Source organism: Bradyrhizobium sp. USDA 4532 (genome assembly GCF_024171315.1).
GTDB lineage: Bacteria > Pseudomonadota > Alphaproteobacteria > Rhizobiales > Xanthobacteraceae > Bradyrhizobium > Bradyrhizobium australafricanum.
In genome coordinates this window covers 7125165-7142409 of sequence record NZ_JALJZN010000001.1, presented here as the reverse complement: position 1 = coordinate 7142409, position 17245 = coordinate 7125165, and the positions used below count along the sequence as shown (strand labels likewise).

The window sequence follows — 17245 nt, the reverse complement described above, 5'->3', positions numbered from 1 at the left end:
ATGAGGGGCAGTTTCACCCAGGGGGTGTGACGATGCGTGACTGTTCGAACAACCGTAGAGGATTTGACCGCGTATTGATGGCCGTCGCGGCAACCTTCCTCACGGTGTCCGCGACCTCGGCCCTCGCGCAGGACACGCCGCACTCCAGCGCTTCGGAACTCGCGATCGACGCGGCGATCCCGCGCCCCGAACCGGCCAACGTGCCGCCCCCCACCGCAAGCGATTTCAAGGCCGACACCACCGCCGCGCTGCCCGATGCAGCCAAGCCGGCCGACGTGAAGCCAGCGGATGTGCACGCCACCGAGGCCAAACCCGCTGAGACAAAACCGGTCGACGCCAAGCCGGCGGAGCCGAGCGCGACTGCAAAGGCCGTCGAGCCGAAGCCCGCCGATGTCGCGACCGCGCCGGCGACGAAGCCCGCCGATGGCCCGAAGACCGATACCGCCGTCGCGCCGGCGGCGGCCACCCCCGCCCCTGCAACGGCCACCGCGCCTGCCGCAAGCCCCGCGCCTGCAACGGCAGCGGCGCCGACCACAGCTCCTGCCCCCGCGACCGCCGCAGCGCCGGCGAGCGAACCGGCGAAGGCGGCGAGCAACGTCGCCGCCGAGGACCAGCCGGTTGCCGACAAGCTGCGCGAACTGCTCGCCAGCAAGTCGCTGCGTAGCTTCGACCGCAAGAACGAGCGCGCGGCGGCAGAGAAATTCTATTCCGCTCGCGAATACGCGCCGGTGTTCACCAAGGCCGGCAAGCTGACCGACGCCGGCAAGGGCGTCATCGCCCGCCTGAAGGACGCGGCCGCCGACGGCCTCGATGCATCAGACTATCCGGTGCCGGATTTCGCCGCGGCGACCTCGCCGGACGCGCTGGCCGACGCCGAGCTGAAGCTCGCCGCCAGCATGCTGGACTACGCCCGCCAGGCCCAGAGCGGCCGCATGCACTGGTCGCAGGTGTCGGCGGACATTCTCTATCCGGAGCACCCGATCGATCCGGCGGAAGTGTTCGCCAATGTGACCTCCGCCAAGGACGCCTCCGCCGCGCTCGACGGCTACAACCCGCCGCAGAAGCTCTACAAGGAGCTGAAGAAGAAGCTCGCCGAGCTGCGCGGCCAGGGCGACGGTCCGGTCATCACGATCGCGGACGGTCCGACGCTGAAATATTTGCCGGCGCGCAAGAAGCAGGCTGCGGTCGAGATGGACGATCCGCGCGTGCCGGACCTGCGCAACAAGCTCGGCATCACCGAGGATGCCGACAGCACCAAGTATGACGCGACGGTCGCGCGGGCGGTGGAGAAATTCCAGAGCAGCGTCGACCTCAAGCCGACCGGCGTTCTCGACGAGCGCACGGTGAAGGCGCTGAACAATCCGAAGCGCGACCGGCAGATCGACACCGTGATCGTCAACATGGAGCGCTGGCGCTGGCTGCCGCGCCAGCTCGGCGCCGCCAGTGTCGGCAATGCCTATGTGATCCTCAACATCCCGGACTACACGCTGAAGGTGATGCAGAACGGCGCGCCGGTCTGGACCACCCGCGTCGTCACCGGAAAGCCCGGCCAGCATGCCACGCCGCTTCTGACCGAGACGATGAAGTACATCACGGTCAATCCGACCTGGAACGTGCCGCCGTCGATCATCTACAACGAATATCTGCCGGCCCTGCAGCAGGATCCGACGGTGCTGCAGCGCATGGGCCTCAGGCTCGAGCGCAACCGCGACGGCTCGATCCACATCTCGCAGCCGCCGGGTGAAGCCAACGCGCTCGGCCGCATCCGCTTCAACTTCCCGAACAAGTTCCTGGTCTATCAGCACGACACGCCGGACAAGTACCTGTTCGCGAAGGACGAGCGCGCTTTCAGCCACGGCTGCATGCGCGTGCAGAATCCCGATCAGTACGCCGCCGTCCTGCTCAACATTACCGAGCCGAACCAGCACTACACGCCGGAGCGGATCCGCAGCATGTACGGTTCGAGCGAGGTCGACCTGAAATTCCCGACGCCGATCCCGGTGAACATCACCTACCAGACCGCGTTCGTGGACGATGCCGGCAAGCTGCAATTGCGCAGGGACGTTTACGGCCGCGATGCCAGCATGCTGTCGCTGCTCAGGAACAACCGCGGCAAGGATCTCGAGACGGTGGTGGCGCACGCCCAGCCGAGCTACTCGCGTCCGCCGAGCAGCAGCCTGCCCGCCGGCGTCAATGTCGCCGGCGACAACGGCTTTGGCTCCTCCGGACCAAACTTCTTCGAGCGCCTGTTCGGGGGATTCGGACAGCCGGAGCCGCAGCCGATCCGTCGTGGGCAGGCCCAGCAGCAGCGCCGGGTGATCACCCGCTAGTCTGCATTGCGGCCCGATTGGGATAAATTTTGAAGCAAAATCAACGATCTCGCTCAAAAGGCGAGATCGTTTACGTTAACCATTTCGGGTCTCGGCCGGGGAGCAGGGCTATCTTTTGCCACAGTCGCCCAGTTAGTTAAGCCTAACTTGGGGGCGGGTCGGTAAACCTCGGTTAACCCTCCCGCTTTAAGAAAGCGTTCACCGTCTTCCGCAGGGGGTCTGCGAAAGATGCCGACCGAACGCTCGTCGACTGGGTGGGCTCATAGTGCTGGCTGTCTTCGCACGCCGCTGCAATCCGCTGTCGTTGCCTAAGGCCGGATACCAAGTCGGCCTGACTGCGCTATTGCTGTTGGCGGGCGCAGGATCGGTGCACGATGCCACCGCGCTGAACCAGACCCGCACCCTCTCCTTCCACCACACCCATTCCGGCGAAGACCTCACCGTCACCTTCAAGCGCGAGGGCCGCTACGACGAAGGCGCGCTGAAGCAGCTCAACCACTTCCTGCGTGACTGGCGTTCCCAGGATGAAACGGTGATGGACCGTCACCTCTTCGACATCCTGTGGGACGTCTATAACGACGTCGGCGGCAAGCAGCCGATCCAGATCATCTCCGCCTATCGCGCCCCTGCCACCAACGCCATGCTCCGCCGCCGCTCCTCGGGCGTTGCGCGCCACAGCCAGCACATGCTGGGGCATGCGATGGACTTCTTCATCCCGGGCGTGCCGCTGGAGCAGATCCGCTACGCCGGCCTCCGCCTGCAGCGCGGCGGCGTCGGCTTCTATCCGACCTCGGGCTCGCCGTTCGTCCATCTCGACACCGGCAGCATCCGCCACTGGCCGCGCATGACCCGCGATCAGCTGGTCAGGGTGTTCCCCGACGGCCGCACCGTCCATGTCCCGACCGACGGCACGCCGCTCAAGGGCTATGAGCTTGCCAAGGCCGATATCGAGCGCCGCGGCAATGGTGACGATGCCGCGACCATCGGCAAGCCGAGCCTGTTCGCGAAGCTGTTCGGTGGCGGCAAGTCGAGTGACGATGAAGACGAAGGCGCGGCCAGCGTGAACGACAAGCCCGCCGCCAACACCGTGGTGGCTGCCGCCGCGCCCGCCAAAGCCGCCGATCCGGTTCCGCTGCCGCGCGCCAAGCCGCAGTTCGCCGCCGCCATCCAGCTCGCCGCCGCCGACGCCCAGCTCGTGCCGATGCCGAAGGCGAAGCCGGCGGTGCAAGTGGTGCAGGTGGCCGAGAACACCGCGCCGCAATCCCCTGCCGACATCATCAATGCCCGCGGCTTCTGGGGTGACGAGGGTGAGGCGCCGAAGCAGGCGTCGGCGGCGCAGATAGCCGCGCTGAAGGCCCGCGAGGCGGTCGGCGGTACCGATCCGCAGACCACTGCCAGCACGACAACCGAAAACTTCAACAAGGCGCTGGCCTATGCGCCTGCGGCGTCACCGGTCGATCGCGCAAACATCGTCGCAGCGACCGCGCCGATCCCGCGCAACGTGCGCCCGACGCGCAATGGTGCGGTCCCTAGCACCGAAATCAACACCGTCGTTGCCAAGGGCGCACCGAGCCAGGGCGTGATAACCACCTCCGCGCGGATCTCGGCTGCCAAGGGCAACGATATCTGGATGCGCGTGGTGATGCTGGCGCCGAGCGCCAGCAATGCCATGCTGACCACGGTGCTTGGCGACACCGACATGACCATGATGCGGGCTCATTTCGTGAAGCCGCAGGCCGCCGTCGTCATGACCTTCTCGGAAGATCCGATGATGGGCATGACCTGCGACCGCTTCTCGGGCTCGGCGACCGCCCTCCTGACGACTCAGTCCTTCGTGCTCCGCACCGCCTCGCTGCGCTGAGCCGCGCTTCTGCCGACAAGATAGCTTTCCGCCCCTTCAGGCCGGCAGCCCTGCCTTGAGCAGGCCGGCCTCGTAGCGTGCCCGATCGGGCTCATACTTGTAGCGCTGGGTTGTCAGATGCGCGGCAACCGAGAAGGTCGGCTCGCGCTTCAGCACCTCGGCGGCGTGGGCAGAGGCCGCCACCGTGTTGCCCATCTGCGCGAAGGTCGCCGCGAGGAAGGCATGATGGGTGTGATCGGGGCGCGTGATGCGCGAGAACGCCTCGACGGCGTCGGCGTATTTCTCGGCGCAATAGCAGGCCCGGCCGAGATGGCTCCAGAAGCGCTCCGGATGGAACGGATTGAGGCGCATCGCCCGCTTGATCCAGTCGATGCCCTCCTCGGGCCGCCCGAGCCAGGTCAGGAGCTCGCCCTGCTGCACGACCACGAGGTCGTAGTTCGGGTTCAGCGCGAGCGCGCGCTCCTGGTGGAAGGCCGCCTTGTCGTGGTCGTCGCGGTTAAGGTTCAGCGCGGCGAGGATCCGGTGCACGTCACTGTCATTGTCGTCGAGCTTGAGCGCGATCTCGAGCTCTGCGGCGACCTGCGCCATGGTCGCGTCGCGGTCGGTGCACCAGTTGTAGACCCAGGTCTGGCCGAGCACGCAGGCCCGCCAGGCGTGGGCATGGGCATAGTTTGGGTCAAGCACGATGGCCCGCTCGAGCAGGCGCTGCGCCTCCGCGTTGTCGTCCCGTGCCGAGCGATGATGCAGCACCTTGGCGGCAAGCACGCACTCGTAGGCCGCCATGTTGTCGGTCGGCTTGCGCTTGACGCGGTCATGCGCGGCAGCCTCGACGCGCCCCGGCAAGGTCGCCACGATCGCGCGCGTCATCTCGTCCTGGATCGCGAAGATGTCGGCAAGCTCGCGGTCGTAGCGTTCGGCCCAAACGTGCCGGTCGGCCACGGCGTCGATCAGCTGCACGGTGACGCGGATCCGGCCGCCCGCCTTCCGCACGCTGCCTTCCAGCACATAGTCGACGGCGAATTCCTTCGCGACGTCCTGCACCTTCACGGCCTTGCCCTTGTACACGAAGCTCGAGTTGCGCGAGATCACCAGCAGATCGTGGAAGCGCGACAGCTCGGTGATGATGTCCTCGGTGAGCCCGTCGGCGAAGAATTCCTGCTCGGGATCGCCGCTCATGTTGACGAGCGGCAGCACGGCGATGGAGGGCTTCTTGGCGACGACAGGGGCGGCCACCGCGCTCGGGTGCTCCGGAACGGGCCTGGCACCGGATTCGAGATGAACGCGAAAAACCCGGATCGGGCGCGCGATGTTCTTGACGGTCTGGTCGCCGAGATCCTCGAAGCTCAGATCTTCCAGGCGATCGCCGACCTGATCGCGCACCGCGCCGGAAATGCAAATGCCGCCGGGCTCGGCCAGCGTCTCCAGACGGGACGCGACGTTGACGCCGTCGCCGAAGATATCGGCGCCGTCAACGATCACGTCGCCAAGATTGATGCCGATGCGAAACTGCATCCACCGCGCCGGCGCGACGTCGGCGTTGCGCTTCGCCATCCGGCTCTGGACCTCGGCCGCGCACAGCACCGCATCGACGACGCTGTGGAATTCGACCAGCAGGCCGTCGCCGGTGGTCTTGATGATGCGGCCGCGATTCTTGGCGATGGCCGGATCGATCAGCTCGATGCGATGGGTTTTGAGGCGCGCAAGGGTGCCCGTCTCGTCAGCCTCCATCAGGCGGCTATAGCCGACCATGTCGGCGGCGAGGACCGCAGCGAGCCGGCGCTCTGGTCCTGGCACGTCCATCTGAACGATCTGCCCGGTTACCTCACCGCCAGTGTAGCAAATCCCGTGATTTCACCCAAGCCTCGACAGGAGGCCTTCCAGGAGCATCGACCTGAGCCTTGGGGGGCTTGGAGCGCCTTGGCAAACGCCAGCAGGGGTGGCCGCTGGCCGCCTCAGAGCATCCCCAGCGCCTGCATGTAGGTCTCCAGGATGGTCTCCTGCTCCTGGCGCTCGTTCGGATCCTGCTTGCGCAGACGGATGATGGCGCGCAGCGCCTTGACGTCGAAGCCGTTGCCCTTGCTCTCGGCATAGACGTCGCGGATGTCGTCCGAGATCGTCTTCTTCTCTTCTTCCAGCCGCTCGATGCGCTCGATGATGGACTTGAGCTGGTCCTTGGCAAATCGCGTTGCGGGCTCTTCCTTGACGGCGGCAGACGTGGTGGCCATCGCGCACTCCTGAACAGGCATTGAAATGTTACGCGAATACGCGCCTTGCGCACCGCTTGCTGCGGGCGACCCTCGATTTTGGCGCGCGTTCCGTCAAGGAAACATCGCGCTCATCCACAGCGCGCCCACAGGAGATGCTGGTCTTTCAGGTATAAACGTCATTCCGGGGCGATGCGGCAGCATCGAACCCGGAATCTCGAGATTCCCCGATGCGCAATTGCGCATCTGAGGTCTGGTGCTAACGCACCATCCCGGAATGACGTTGCTCGGCTTAATGCCCGCTTTGGGCTTTCTTCATCGCCGCGAGTTGCTCCGGCGTCGCGCTGCCCTGATACTTCGCCTTCCATTCCTCATACGGCATACCGTAGACCGCCTCACGGCTCTCGTCCTTGCTCACGGCAAGGCCCTTGGCGTCGGCCTCTTCCTTCATCCAGTTGGACAGGCAGTTGCGGCAGAAGCCGGCGAGGTTCATCAGGTCGATGTTTTGCACATCGGTGCGGTTGCGCAGGTGACTGACGAGACGCCGGAAGACCGCGGCCTCGAGTTCCGTTCTGGTTTTGTCGTCAATGCTCATGATCGTGATCCCGTGTGTCGCGCTCACCATATTGATATCAGGTGGGAATTGTCACAGATTTTGCCATATCGGCGCGCAAAACGGACCGGTCCGGCCACCCCGGCCATGGTCCGACAGCGTCGCAGACGGGCGCCCGCCCGTTGACAGTGCCGGCCGGGCACGCGAAATCGTCCATGATTTGATATAGCTTCGCTGCATGAGCCCAACAGATTCCCTCGCCTCAGCTCCCCGCAATATCCGTCTGACGTTGGCCGGCCTCCTGCCGGTGCTGGCGCTGGTCGCGGCCTGCCTGTGGACGAGCCCGGCGGCGGCCGATTTCCGGCTCTGCAACAACACCTCGAGCCGCGTCGGCATCGCGCTCGGCTACAAGGACGCCGAGGGCTGGACCACCGAGGGCTGGTGGAATGTGTCGTCGCGCACCTGCGAGACCTTGCTGCGCGGCAACCTTGTGGCGCGCTACTACTACATCTACGCTCTCGACTATGATCGCGGCGGCGAATGGTCCGGCCAGGCCTTCATGTGCTCGCGCGACAAGGAATTCACCATCAAGGGCACCGAAAATTGCCTGGCGCGCGGGTTCGACCGCACCGGCTTCTTCGAGGTCGACACCGGCGAGCAGCGTGCATGGACCGTCCAGCTGACCGAAGCCAACGAACAACAGCCGCAGAAAGTACCGGGAATGCCGGGCGGCGTGGGTCCAGGAAGTCCCGGGGCGATGCCGGGCCTGCCCAACCCGCCGCCGGGCGCAGCGCCTCCGGGCGCGTCTGGTCTGCCGCCAGCCGCACCACCCGGAAACAAACCATGAGACGACTGCGTCGAATCAAGATCCTCGCAACGCTCGGCCCGGCCTCCTCAGACAGCGCGATGATCCGCAAGCTGTTCGAGGCGGGCGCCGACGTCTTCCGCATCAACATGAGCCATACCCCGCATGACAAGATGCGGGAGCTGGTCAAGACCATCCGCAATGTCGAATCGAGCTACGGCCGGCCGATCGGCATCCTGGTCGACCTGCAAGGGCCGAAGCTGCGGCTTGGCTCGTTCGCGGAAGGCTCGACCCAGCTCAAGAACGGCCAGAGCTTCATTCTGGATTCCGACAAGACGCCGGGCGACAACAGCCGCGTCCAGCTTCCGCATCCGGAGATCCTCGCGGCGCTCCGCCCGGGCCATGCGCTGTTGCTTGACGACGGCAAGGTGCGGCTGATCGCCGAGGAAACCTCGCCCGAGCGCGCGATCACGCGCGTCGTGATCGGCGGCAAGATGTCGGACCGCAAGGGCGTCAGCCTGCCCGATACCGATCTGCCGGTGTCGGCGATGACCGCAAAGGACCGCGCCGACCTGGAAGCCGCGCTGCCGGAGGGGATCGACTGGGTCGCGCTGTCCTTCGTGCAGCGCGCCGAGGACGTGATCGAGGCCAAGAAGATGATCCGCGGCCGCGCCGCCGTGATGGCCAAGATCGAGAAGCCGCAGGCGATCGACCGCCTTGCCGACATCATCGAAGCGTCGGACGCGCTGATGGTGGCGCGCGGCGATCTCGGCGTCGAACTGCCGCTGGAACGGGTACCGAGCCTGCAGAAGCAGATGATCCGGATGGCGCGCCGCGCCGGCAGGCCGGTGGTGGTCGCGACCCAGATGCTGGAATCGATGATCCAGGCGCCGGTGCCGACGCGCGCCGAAGTCTCCGACGTCGCCACCGCCGTCTACGAAGGCGCCGACGCCATCATGCTGTCGGCGGAATCCGCCGCCGGCAAATTCCCGGTGGAGGCAGTCTCCACCATGAACCGCATCGGCGAGGAGGTCGAGCGCGACCCGACCTATCGCAACGTGATCAACGCGCAGCGCGTCGATCCCGAAGCGACGGTGGGTGACGCCATTGCCGACGCCGCGCGGCAGATCGCCGAGACGCTCGACCTGTCGGCGATCATCTGCTGGACGTCATCAGGTTCGACCGCGATCCGCGTGGCGCGCGAGCGCCCCAAGGTGCCGGTGGTCGCGATCACGCCGAACCTCGTCACCGGCCGCAAGCTGTCGGTGGTGTGGGGGGTGCATTGCGTGGTCGCCGAGGACGCTCACGATCTCGACGACATGGTCGACCGCGCCGGCTCGATTGCGTTCCGCGACGGTTTTGCCAAGGCCGGCCAGCGCGTCATCATCGTTGCCGGCGTTCCGCTGCGCGCGCCCGGCACCACCAACATGCTGCGCATCGCCTCGGTCGGCCCGAGGGGCGACGCGCAGCTCTAGATTCCAGTCTGACGCGTCTTCTTCACACGAACCGGTGCCTATTTCGCTCGAAAACGCTCTAACCCGACGCGCCGCGATCAGCCCTGCAACGACGCGTCGAGCGTGATCTTGGTGTTGAGCAGCTTCGACACCGGACATCCGGCCTTCGCCTTGCCGGCCAGTTCCTGGAACGTCGCATTGTCGGCGCCCGGGATCTTTGCCGACAGCGTCAGATGCACCGCGGTGATCGCGAAGCCGTCGGCGACCTTCTCCAGGGTCACATCGGCCTTGGTCTCCATATGCTCCGCCGTGAGCTTGGCTTCGCCCAGGATCAGCGACAGCGCCATCGTGAAGCAGGCGGCGTGCGCAGCGCCGATCAACTCCTCCGGGTTCGAACCGGGCTTGCCCTCGAAACGGCTGGCGAAGCCGTAGGGGTAATCCGAGAGCGCGCCGCTCTTGGTCGAGATCGCGCCCTTGCCGTCCTTGATGCCGCCCTGCCATTTGGCCGAGCCATGGGTTGTCGTCATGCGTTGCTCCGTGAGGTTGGTTGAACCCAGCCCGCAAAACTACAACGCCAATGCGACAGAAGTGTTCTTCGCGCGCGTTGGCCTCATCCTGGACTCAGGCGCCGACCAGCGCCTTCGCCGGAGTCGTCGCCTGCACCACGAGGCCACGCGCGCGTGCGTCCATCACGCCGACCGCGCGCAGCGCAAGCAGCGTCACGGTCTGCACCGCGTCACGCAGCTTGATCGGATCGTCGAGATTGGCCGGCGCCAGCGGGCCGACCAGCGCTTCGTGCAGCGCGCCGAGCAAGGCGGTGGCGGCCAGCGCCGTGTCCTGCGCCGGCAGGTGCCCGGCGCGCACCGCGGCATCGATGCGCATGGCAAGCTCGCCGGAAATATCGCGGCGGCTGGCGAGGCGCGAGGCGGTGACGTCGACGTCGACCGGCTCGGCCAAAATGCCCCAGGCGAGCTTGCGCTGCGACAGCACGTGGACCGCGATCGTCGTCACCGCGGCGGCAAGCGCCGATGACGGCCCCGGCGCGGCATCGGCGGCACGCCGGATCGCCGTGAGCTCGTCGCGCGAGACTTCCGTGATCAATTCCGAGATCAGCTCGGCCTTCGACGGGAAATAGCGGTAGACTGTTCCGGCCGCGACATTGGCCCGCACCGCGACGGGTGCGATCTGGACCGCCGCCATGCCGCCCGCCGCCGCCGCGTCCCGCGCAGCCGACAGGATGGCGCTGCGCCGCGCGGCCAGCCGTTTCACGACCTGATGAGTTCGCCGGTAAACCATGGCGTTCCGTCCCCCCCGCCGTGCGCCCCGGCCGGCGCCCACCGGCAGAACACACGAGTCTTCAACGTTTTGAGCGATTGATCCCGCAATCGCCTGAAGAAGTGAACAACTATTCAGACTGGTTGACAAGCTGGAATTGTAAGGATTTTTTTGCAACCTCTGGTACCACCTCTGATTGAGCCGGCGGTGCTTCGGGCCTCTCCCCGACCGGTTCAGGGCCGCGATGGTAAATCGCCGGCTAAGGTGATCGCTCGAAATCGAGACATCTGATCTTGCGCACACTCGCGATATCGCCGCGGCATTTACCCGAATTTATCGGAAGCCGTGGTCGAGTGCGCGCCAGCATCACGCGTGGCGTTGGCTCTGGATGCCCCCGGCCGAAACAAGCAAGAAAGCGCATGTCACTCTCCATCACCAGCAGCGTGAGCAGCCGTAGCGCGGCGCGAGGACTGGTGCCGCTGTGCGCCGCCATGGGCGCCTATCTGTTTTATCTCTCGGCCGGCGAAATCATGCTGCGCGATTCCGACACGATGTGGCAGATCCGGGTCGGACAGTGGATCCTCGAACACGGCGCGATGCCGACATCGGACGTGTTCTCGTTCACCCGTTTCGGCGAGCCCTGGATCTCGAGCTCGTGGCTGTCGCAGGTGGTGTACGCGCTCGTATACGGCGGCGATTGGGCCGGGCCGGTGATCCTGTCGTCGATGGCGATCGGCGCGACGGTCGCGATCTTCCTGCATCTGTTGAGCCCGTATTTCGATCCGGCGCGCGCGCTTCTGATCGCGGCGCTGGCGCTGCTGTTGTCGACGATCCACTTCTTGGCGCGGCCGCATGTGCTGGCGCTGCCGGTGCTGCTGGCGTTCATCGGCGGCCTGCTCGCGGCCGCGGATCGCCGCACTTCACCGTCATGGTGGCTGCTGCCGCTGATGACGCTGTGGGCCAATCTGCATGGCGGCTTCGTTCTCGGGCTGGCGCTGATCGGACCGATCGGACTGGAGGCGGTGTGGAACGCGGAGCCCGGCCGCCGCCGCCAGCTTGTCGTGCGATGGGGCCTGTTCGGCTTCGCCGCGCTGGCCGCGAGCTGCCTGACGCCCTATGGCTGGAACAGCCTGCTCGGCGCGACCAAGATCCTCAGCCTCGGCAAATTGCTGACGCTGATCGGGGAATGGAAGCCGGCGGATTTCAGCAAGCCCAGCTTCTTCGAAGCCACGCTGCTCGGCCTGATCGGCCTGATCTGCTATCGCAGGCTGACGCTGTCGGTGCCGCGGATCCTGCTGCTGCTCGGGCTGATCTGGATGGCGCTGAGCCATGTCCGCAACATCGAGGTATTCGCGTTCATCGCTCCGCTGGTGCTCGCCAAGCCGATCGCCGAGCAATGGGGAACGGCAGGCGCCACCGCCGCCCGCTTCGAAGAAACGCGCGCATTTCCCGTCGTCACGATCCTGGCTGTGATCGCGATGGTGATCGGCGCGTGGGTGACGACGGCGATGTTCGTCGCGCAGCATCAGTTCAAATTCCTCCCGATGTTCTCGCCCGTTGCCGCGGTCGACGTGCTGCAGCAGCACAAGGCGCAACGCGTGTTCAGCACCGCGCCGTTCGGCGGCTACATGGTCAGCCGCGACATGAAGGTGTTCATCGACGGCCGCGCCGAGCTCTATGGCGAGCAATTCGTGCTCAACTATTACGATGCGCTCGACGCCCGCGACGTCGGCCGGCTGCTGGGCCTGCTCGACAAATACCGGATCGATGCCACGCTGCTGAGCTCGGACTCTCCCGCCGGCAACGCGCTGGATCATCTGAAGGGCTGGAAGCGGCTGTACAAGGACGACATCGCCGTGATCCATGTACGCTCGGACGAGACGAAGACCGGCGCGGCGGCGGCCACGGGTTCGAAGTAGCTTTGCTATTGCGTTGCCTGGAATCGCGCACTGCTGAGCCCGTCATCCTGAGGTGCGAGCCTTGCGGCGCAATTGCGCCGCTGGGCGAGCCTCGAAGGATGAATCGGCCACCAGTCGGGCCGTCGATCCTTCGAGACGCCGCTGCGCGGCTCCTCAGAGTCTGACTCATAAATCACCCAACCTTAGCTGCAGCCGCGAGTCTGCGGGTCAGGAGCCTGATGTGTGCAATCAGCAGCCAGGCAGCTTCGGTTGCCACCGTCGCCTCGAAGTCCTTGGCGAGGCGGCGGCATCTGCCGAACCAAGCGAATGTGCGTTCAACCACCCACCGCCTCGGCAGAAGCTGGAAGCCTTTGACGCCTTGAGGCCGCTCGACGATCTCGACAGTCCATGGACCGCAGTCTGAGAGCGCGTCGAGGAGTTGATTTCCGCGGTAGATCCGGTCGGCAAAGACGTGGCGCAGCCGGGGGAAGTTCATCCGCACGTTCTTCAGCAGCGGTACGGCGCCATGGCAGTCCTGAACGTTGGCCGGATGAACATGAACCCCAAGGAGGAGGCCATTGGTATCCGTCACGATATGCCGCTTGCGGCCGTAGATGCGCTTGCCTGCATCGTAGCCGCGCGGTCCGCCAGCTTGCGTGGTTGGCGCACTTTGACTGTCGATCACGGCTGCCGTCGGCTTCGGTGTCCGTCCAAGCTTTTTTCGCGCCCGTCGGACAAGCACGCTGACAATCCTCTGCCACCGGCCTGTATCCCGCCATCTATAAAAATAGCCCTGCACCGTCGAATAGGGCGGGAACTCCTGCGGCAACGCCCGCCACTGGCAGCCGGTCGAAACGATATAGAGGATCGCTTCGATCACACGACGCAGCTCCGTCTTACGCGGCCGGCCGCGCCGGTTCGCTCGCGGCAACAGGCGTCTGATCACCGCCCACTCCGCATCGGTCATATCGCTTGCATAACGCAGATCGTCCCGCCGATATTGCTCCCGAGTGATCTTGGTCCAGGGCATCGTGCTCTCCCTCGAATCTTTGCAAATCCGATGGAATCACACCCCACTGAGATCACTCACCCATTTTTCAGTCAGGCTCTCAGGATGACGGGTTTGATCCCCGGCGCTCGCAGTTCAAGCGCGATCAGCCCCACCCTCAATTCCCCGTCTGAAGCTCGCCGAAGCGATCCCAGGTCTTGCCGTTGAAGCGCATCAGTTGCATCTGATCGACCGGCACGTGGTCGGCCGGCGAGGTGTTGACCTTGATGCCCGGCAGCAACATCGGCAATTCCAGGCCCTTGATCGCGAATGCCTGACGCAGGATGTTCTCGGTCGAGAGATCGTCGCCGCAGGCCTTCAGCACCGCCTCCAGCGCCATCGCGCTGTTGTAGGCGTTGACGTAGTTGGTGTCGTGCTGATCGCCTTCCGGCACGTATCTGGTCATGAACTCGCGCCAGCCCTTCATGCCGGGATCGTCGCTCCATGCCGGGTCGTCCGGATCCTTCACATAGGCCGTGGAGATGATGCCGGTGCCGGCCTCGACGCCGGCAGGCTGCATCACGGTCGAGATCCACACCGCGGTGTTGGACAGGAACGTCATCGGCCGCCAGCCGATCTCAAAGGCCTTGCGGATCGACTGCGCCGCGAATTTCGGCGTCGCCGCAATCACGAAGACGTCTGCATTGGTGGCCTTCAGCTTGACGATCTGGGAGTCGATCGTCGGGTCCGTGATCTCATAGGTCGCAACCGTGACCAGAGACTCATACTTCTCGCCGAGCACGTCCTTGAGGCCGGCGAGATAGTCGCGGCCGTAGTCGTCGTTCTGCGAGATGACGGCGAACCTTGCATTCGGATTCTTCGCCAGCGCATAGCGCGCATAGAGCCGTGCCTCGTAGCGGAACGGCGCCTGCACGCCCATCGTCGCCTGCGGGAATTGCGTGACGTCGCCGAATTTCGAGGCGCCGGAGGCCAGGAACAGCTGCGGGATGTTCTTGCCCTGCAGGTACTTTGCGATCGCGGTGTTGTGCGCGGTGCCGATCGAGGAGAAGATCAGCGCGACCTCGTCGCTCTCGACGAGGCGGCGCGTTTGCTCCACCGTCTTCGGCGGCGCGTAGGAATCGTCCAGCGAGATGAAGTTGATCTTGCGGCCATTGATGCCGCCGCGCTCGTTCAGCATCCTGAAATAGCCGGCTTCGCCCTTGCCGAGTGCGCCGAACGCCGACACCGGCCCGCTATAGGGCATGGTCTGGCCGATCCTGATTTCGGTTGATGTGACGCCCCGCATCTCGTCGGCGAGAGAAGACGTGGGCAGCAGCAGGAACGAAATGGCGCCAAGCGCGCCGAATGCCTTGCGCATCGGCCTCCCCTTCCCTTTTTCTTGCCGCGCCTTCAGACATCGCGGCTGTGCCGTTTGACGGCTTGGCGGGAGGATGCCACGGCGTTGCAGCGGAGGCCACGGATATTCGAAAGGCGCGATTTCAGCGCTTGCCGCGGTCCCTGACCGGGATCACGAATTTCAGCCCCGACCAGACGTTATCGACCGCACAGACCTTGACGTCGACCAGGCCGTTCGCGAGCCCGGTTGCGCGGACCTCCTTCTCCGTGAGGTCGGTCGCGACACCCGAACTCTTCTTCGGCCACGATACCCAGATCATGCCGTCAGGGGCGATCGCATGACGGTAACGCCGCAGCCTGGCCGCAAGCCCCTCGGCCTTGGCGGCGAACAGGTGCACGGCATCGAGCGGTGCCCTTGCGGTCTTCGTCACCAGCACATCGGCGGGCAGTTCGCCGACAACGTCGCCGTAGGGAACGGACAACCCGTCGACAAAAATACAAAAGCCCGGCTTGAGGCCGAGCTTTTGCACAACTGGTCTGCCGGACGTGCCGGCCATCGCGGGCGAGGCTTACGCCTGCGGCTGCGGCTCCATGCCGGTGTCCGGATCGGGACGCGGGCGCGGCTTGCCGGCCGGCGGCACGGCGGATGCGCGCGGCGTCGACGGCTCCAGCACCGACTCGCGATTGGGCTTCTTGCCCTTCAAGAGGTCGATGATCTCGTCGCCGGTCAGCGTCTCGAACTCGAGCAGGCCCTTGGCGAGCGCCTCGAGATCCTCGCGCTTCTCGGTGAGGATCTTGGTCGCCTCGTTGTAGCCTTCCTCGACCAGACGCCTGATCTCGGAGTCGATTTTCTGGACGGTCGCCTCCGATGCGTTCTGCGTGCGCGAGACCGACATGCCGAGGAACACCTCGTCCTGGTTCTCGCCGTAGGAGACGGTGCCGAGCTCTTCCGAGAGGCCCCAGCGCGTCACCATCATGCGGGCAAGGCGGGTCGCCTGCTCGATGTCGGAGGCGGCGCCCGAGGTCACCTTCTCGCGGCCGAAGATCAACTCTTCGGCGACGCGGCCACCCATCATGATGGCAAGGCGCGAAGTCATCTGCTCGAGCGACATCGACAGCTTGTCGCGCTCCGGCAGCTGCATCACCATGCCCAGCGCACGGCCGCGCGGAATGATGGTCGCCTTGTGGATCGGATCGGTCGCGACGACGTTGAGGCCAACGATGGCGTGGCCGCCCTCGTGATAGGCCGTCAGCAGCTTCTCTTCCTCGGTCATCACGAGCGACTTGCGCTCGGCGCCCATCATCACCTTGTCCTTGGCCTCTTCGAACTCGGCCTGCGTCACCATCCGCTTGTTGCGGCGGGCGGCGGTCAGCGCAGCCTCGTTGACGAGGTTCATCAGGTCGGCGCCCGAGAAGCCCGGGGTGCCGCGCGCGATGGTCTTGAGGTTGATATCCGGCGCCAGCGGCACCTTGCGGACGTGAACCTTGAGGATCTGCTCGCGGCCGACGACGTCCGGGTTCGGCACCACGACCTGGCGGTCGAAGCGGCCGGGACGCAGCAGCGCGGGATCGAGCACGTCGGGACGGTTGGTCGCCGCGATCAGGATCACGCCCTCATTGGCCTCGAAGCCGTCCATCTCGACCAGCAACTGGTTCAGCGTCTGCTCGCGCTCGTCGTTGCCGCCGCCGAGGCCGGCGCCGCGATGACGGCCGACCGCGTCGATTTCGTCGATGAAGATGATGCAGGGCGCGTTCTTCTTGGCCTGCTCGAACATGTCGCGGACGCGGCTCGCGCCGACGCCGACGAACATCTCGACGAAGTCAGAACCGGAGATGGTGAAGAACGGCACGTTGGCTTCGCCCGCGACCGCGCGCGCGATCAGCGTCTTGCCGGTGCCGGGAGGGCCGACCAGCAACACGCCGCGCGGAATCCGTCCGCCGAGCCGCTGGAATTTGCCGGGGTCGCGGAGGAATTCGACGATCTCCTGCAGATCCTGCTTGGCCTCGTCGACACCAGCGACGTCCTCGAAGGTGACGCGGCCATGGGCCTCGGTCAGCATCTTGGCGCGCGACTTGCCAAAGCCCATCGCCTTGCCGGCGCCGCCCTGCATCTGCCGCGACAGGAAGATCCACACGCCGATCAGCGCGATGAACGGCAACCAGGAGACGAGCAGCGAGACGAACCACGGCACGTTATCGCCGGGCGCCTTCGCGGTGATCTGCACCTTGGCGTCAAAGAGGCGCTTCACGAGCGTCGGATCGCTCGGCGCGTAGGTCTGGAAGCTCGTGCCGTTGTTGAAGGTGCCGTGAATCTCCGGCCCCTGGATCACGACGTCGCGGACATGGCCCTGATCGACCTCAGTGAGAAGCTGCGAGAACGAGATGTCCGAGGACGACGAGCGCTGGCCAGGATTCTGGAAAAGCGTGAACAACGCCAGCAACAGCAGGACAATGATGACCCAGAGGGCGAAATTCCGCAGATTGGCGTTCATGGTCTTCCTTCGTGGTCGCGCGGATCGCG

14 protein-coding genes are annotated in these 17245 nt (G+C 65.5%); 5 read left to right on the top strand and 9 right to left on the bottom strand.

Going from position 1 to position 17245, the window contains the following annotated elements; all coding sequences use genetic code 11:
• Positions 1-32: 32 nt before the first annotated feature.
• Positions 33-2330 carry a murein L,D-transpeptidase gene (locus tag J2R76_RS32795; RefSeq protein ID WP_253625392.1) on the top strand — a complete coding sequence of 766 codons (2298 nt, stop codon included), beginning with the start codon at positions 33-35 and terminating at the stop codon, positions 2328-2330.
• A 265-nt stretch (positions 2331-2595) separates the two neighbouring features.
• Complete coding sequence (locus tag J2R76_RS32790) at positions 2596-4191, top strand: DUF882 domain-containing protein (RefSeq protein ID WP_253625391.1); 1596 nt, start codon at positions 2596-2598, stop codon at positions 4189-4191.
• 36 nt (positions 4192-4227) lie between these two features.
• On the opposite strand, the gene J2R76_RS32785 is transcribed toward J2R76_RS32790, so the two are convergent.
• From J2R76_RS32785 to J2R76_RS32775, 3 genes are all read right to left on the bottom strand, one after another.
• Entirely contained in the window at positions 4228-5991 is a 1764-nt protein-coding gene (locus J2R76_RS32785) for an adenylate/guanylate cyclase domain-containing protein (protein ID WP_076828030.1), read from the bottom strand.
• A 152-nt stretch (positions 5992-6143) separates the two neighbouring features.
• Entirely contained in the window at positions 6144-6416 is a 273-nt protein-coding gene (locus tag J2R76_RS32780; RefSeq protein WP_016841616.1) for a DUF2312 domain-containing protein, read from the bottom strand.
• Positions 6417-6687: 271 nt separating this feature from the next.
• A complete protein-coding gene (locus J2R76_RS32775) occupies positions 6688-6990 on the bottom strand; it encodes a DUF1244 domain-containing protein (RefSeq protein ID WP_050422684.1) in 303 nt (100 codons plus the stop codon).
• A 196-nt stretch (positions 6991-7186) separates the two neighbouring features.
• Here J2R76_RS32775 and J2R76_RS32770 point away from each other — a divergent pair, with 196 nt between their 5' ends.
• A complete protein-coding gene (locus tag J2R76_RS32770) occupies positions 7187-7795 on the top strand; it encodes a DUF1036 domain-containing protein (protein WP_038377731.1) in 609 nt (202 codons plus the stop codon).
• Positions 7792-9228, top strand: a complete 1437-nt coding sequence (gene pyk / locus J2R76_RS32765) for a pyruvate kinase (protein WP_253625390.1) — start codon at positions 7792-7794, stop codon at positions 9226-9228. The genes J2R76_RS32770 and pyk overlap by 4 nt, the downstream gene beginning before the upstream one ends.
• A gap of 77 nt (positions 9229-9305) precedes the next feature.
• On the opposite strand, the gene J2R76_RS32760 is transcribed toward pyk, so the two are convergent.
• Both J2R76_RS32760 and J2R76_RS32755 read right to left on the bottom strand, forming a co-directional pair.
• Positions 9306-9734 carry an OsmC family protein gene (locus J2R76_RS32760; RefSeq protein WP_016841620.1) on the bottom strand — a complete coding sequence of 143 codons (429 nt, stop codon included), beginning with the start codon at positions 9732-9734 and terminating at the stop codon, positions 9306-9308.
• Between the two features lie 94 nt (positions 9735-9828).
• Positions 9829-10503: a TetR/AcrR family transcriptional regulator gene (locus J2R76_RS32755; RefSeq protein WP_026191806.1), complete on the bottom strand. Its 675-nt coding sequence runs from the start codon at positions 10501-10503 to the stop codon at positions 9829-9831.
• Positions 10504-10901: 398 nt separating this feature from the next.
• On the opposite strand from J2R76_RS32755, the gene J2R76_RS32750 reads away from it, so the two are divergent.
• Positions 10902-12401 (top strand): hypothetical protein, encoded by a 1500-nt coding sequence (locus J2R76_RS32750; RefSeq protein ID WP_253625389.1) that lies wholly within the window; start codon positions 10902-10904, stop codon positions 12399-12401.
• A 172-nt stretch (positions 12402-12573) separates the two neighbouring features.
• Here the strand turns inward: J2R76_RS32750 and J2R76_RS32745 are convergent, their stop codons facing one another.
• The 4 genes from J2R76_RS32745 to ftsH all read right to left on the bottom strand — a co-directional run bounded on the left by J2R76_RS32745 (position 12574) and on the right by ftsH (position 17216).
• Positions 12574-13410 carry an IS5 family transposase gene (locus J2R76_RS32745; RefSeq protein WP_076824982.1) on the bottom strand — a complete coding sequence of 279 codons (837 nt, stop codon included), beginning with the start codon at positions 13408-13410 and terminating at the stop codon, positions 12574-12576.
• Positions 13411-13546: 136 nt separating this feature from the next.
• On the bottom strand, positions 13547-14746 hold the full coding sequence (locus J2R76_RS32740; protein WP_253625388.1) for an ABC transporter substrate-binding protein: 1200 nt from the start codon (positions 14744-14746) through the stop codon (positions 13547-13549).
• Between the two features lie 121 nt (positions 14747-14867).
• On the bottom strand, positions 14868-15254 hold the full coding sequence (locus J2R76_RS32735) for a DUF3052 domain-containing protein (protein WP_253625387.1): 387 nt from the start codon (positions 15252-15254) through the stop codon (positions 14868-14870).
• Between the two features lie 39 nt (positions 15255-15293).
• Complete coding sequence (gene ftsH / locus J2R76_RS32730) at positions 15294-17216, bottom strand: ATP-dependent zinc metalloprotease FtsH (RefSeq protein WP_057018122.1); 1923 nt, start codon at positions 17214-17216, stop codon at positions 15294-15296.
• Positions 17217-17245: the final 29 nt, after the last annotated feature.

What these genes read in the sequence shown, in the direction of transcription:
- pyk (WP_253625390.1), top strand. Translation starts at nt 7,792, where the DNA reads ATGAGACGACTGCGTCGAATCAAGATCCTCGCAACGCTCGGCCCGGCC.
- J2R76_RS32750 (WP_253625389.1), top strand. Translation starts at nt 10,902, where the DNA reads ATGTCACTCTCCATCACCAGCAGCGTGAGCAGCCGTAGCGCGGCGCGA.
- J2R76_RS32755 (WP_026191806.1), bottom strand. Translation starts at nt 10,503, where the DNA reads ATGGTTTACCGGCGAACTCATCAGGTCGTGAAACGGCTGGCCGCGCGG.
- J2R76_RS32780 (WP_016841616.1), bottom strand. Translation starts at nt 6,416, where the DNA reads ATGGCCACCACGTCTGCCGCCGTCAAGGAAGAGCCCGCAACGCGATTT.
- ftsH (WP_057018122.1), bottom strand. Translation starts at nt 17,216, where the DNA reads ATGAACGCCAATCTGCGGAATTTCGCCCTCTGGGTCATCATTGTCCTG.
- J2R76_RS32770 (WP_038377731.1), top strand. Translation starts at nt 7,187, where the DNA reads ATGAGCCCAACAGATTCCCTCGCCTCAGCTCCCCGCAATATCCGTCTG.
- J2R76_RS32760 (WP_016841620.1), bottom strand. Translation starts at nt 9,734, where the DNA reads ATGACGACAACCCATGGCTCGGCCAAATGGCAGGGCGGCATCAAGGAC.
- J2R76_RS32795 (WP_253625392.1), top strand. Translation starts at nt 33, where the DNA reads ATGCGTGACTGTTCGAACAACCGTAGAGGATTTGACCGCGTATTGATG.
- J2R76_RS32785 (WP_076828030.1), bottom strand. Translation starts at nt 5,991, where the DNA reads ATGGACGTGCCAGGACCAGAGCGCCGGCTCGCTGCGGTCCTCGCCGCC.
- J2R76_RS32740 (WP_253625388.1), bottom strand. Translation starts at nt 14,746, where the DNA reads ATGCGCAAGGCATTCGGCGCGCTTGGCGCCATTTCGTTCCTGCTGCTG.
- J2R76_RS32745 (WP_076824982.1), bottom strand. Translation starts at nt 13,410, where the DNA reads ATGCCCTGGACCAAGATCACTCGGGAGCAATATCGGCGGGACGATCTG.
- J2R76_RS32775 (WP_050422684.1), bottom strand. Translation starts at nt 6,990, where the DNA reads ATGAGCATTGACGACAAAACCAGAACGGAACTCGAGGCCGCGGTCTTC.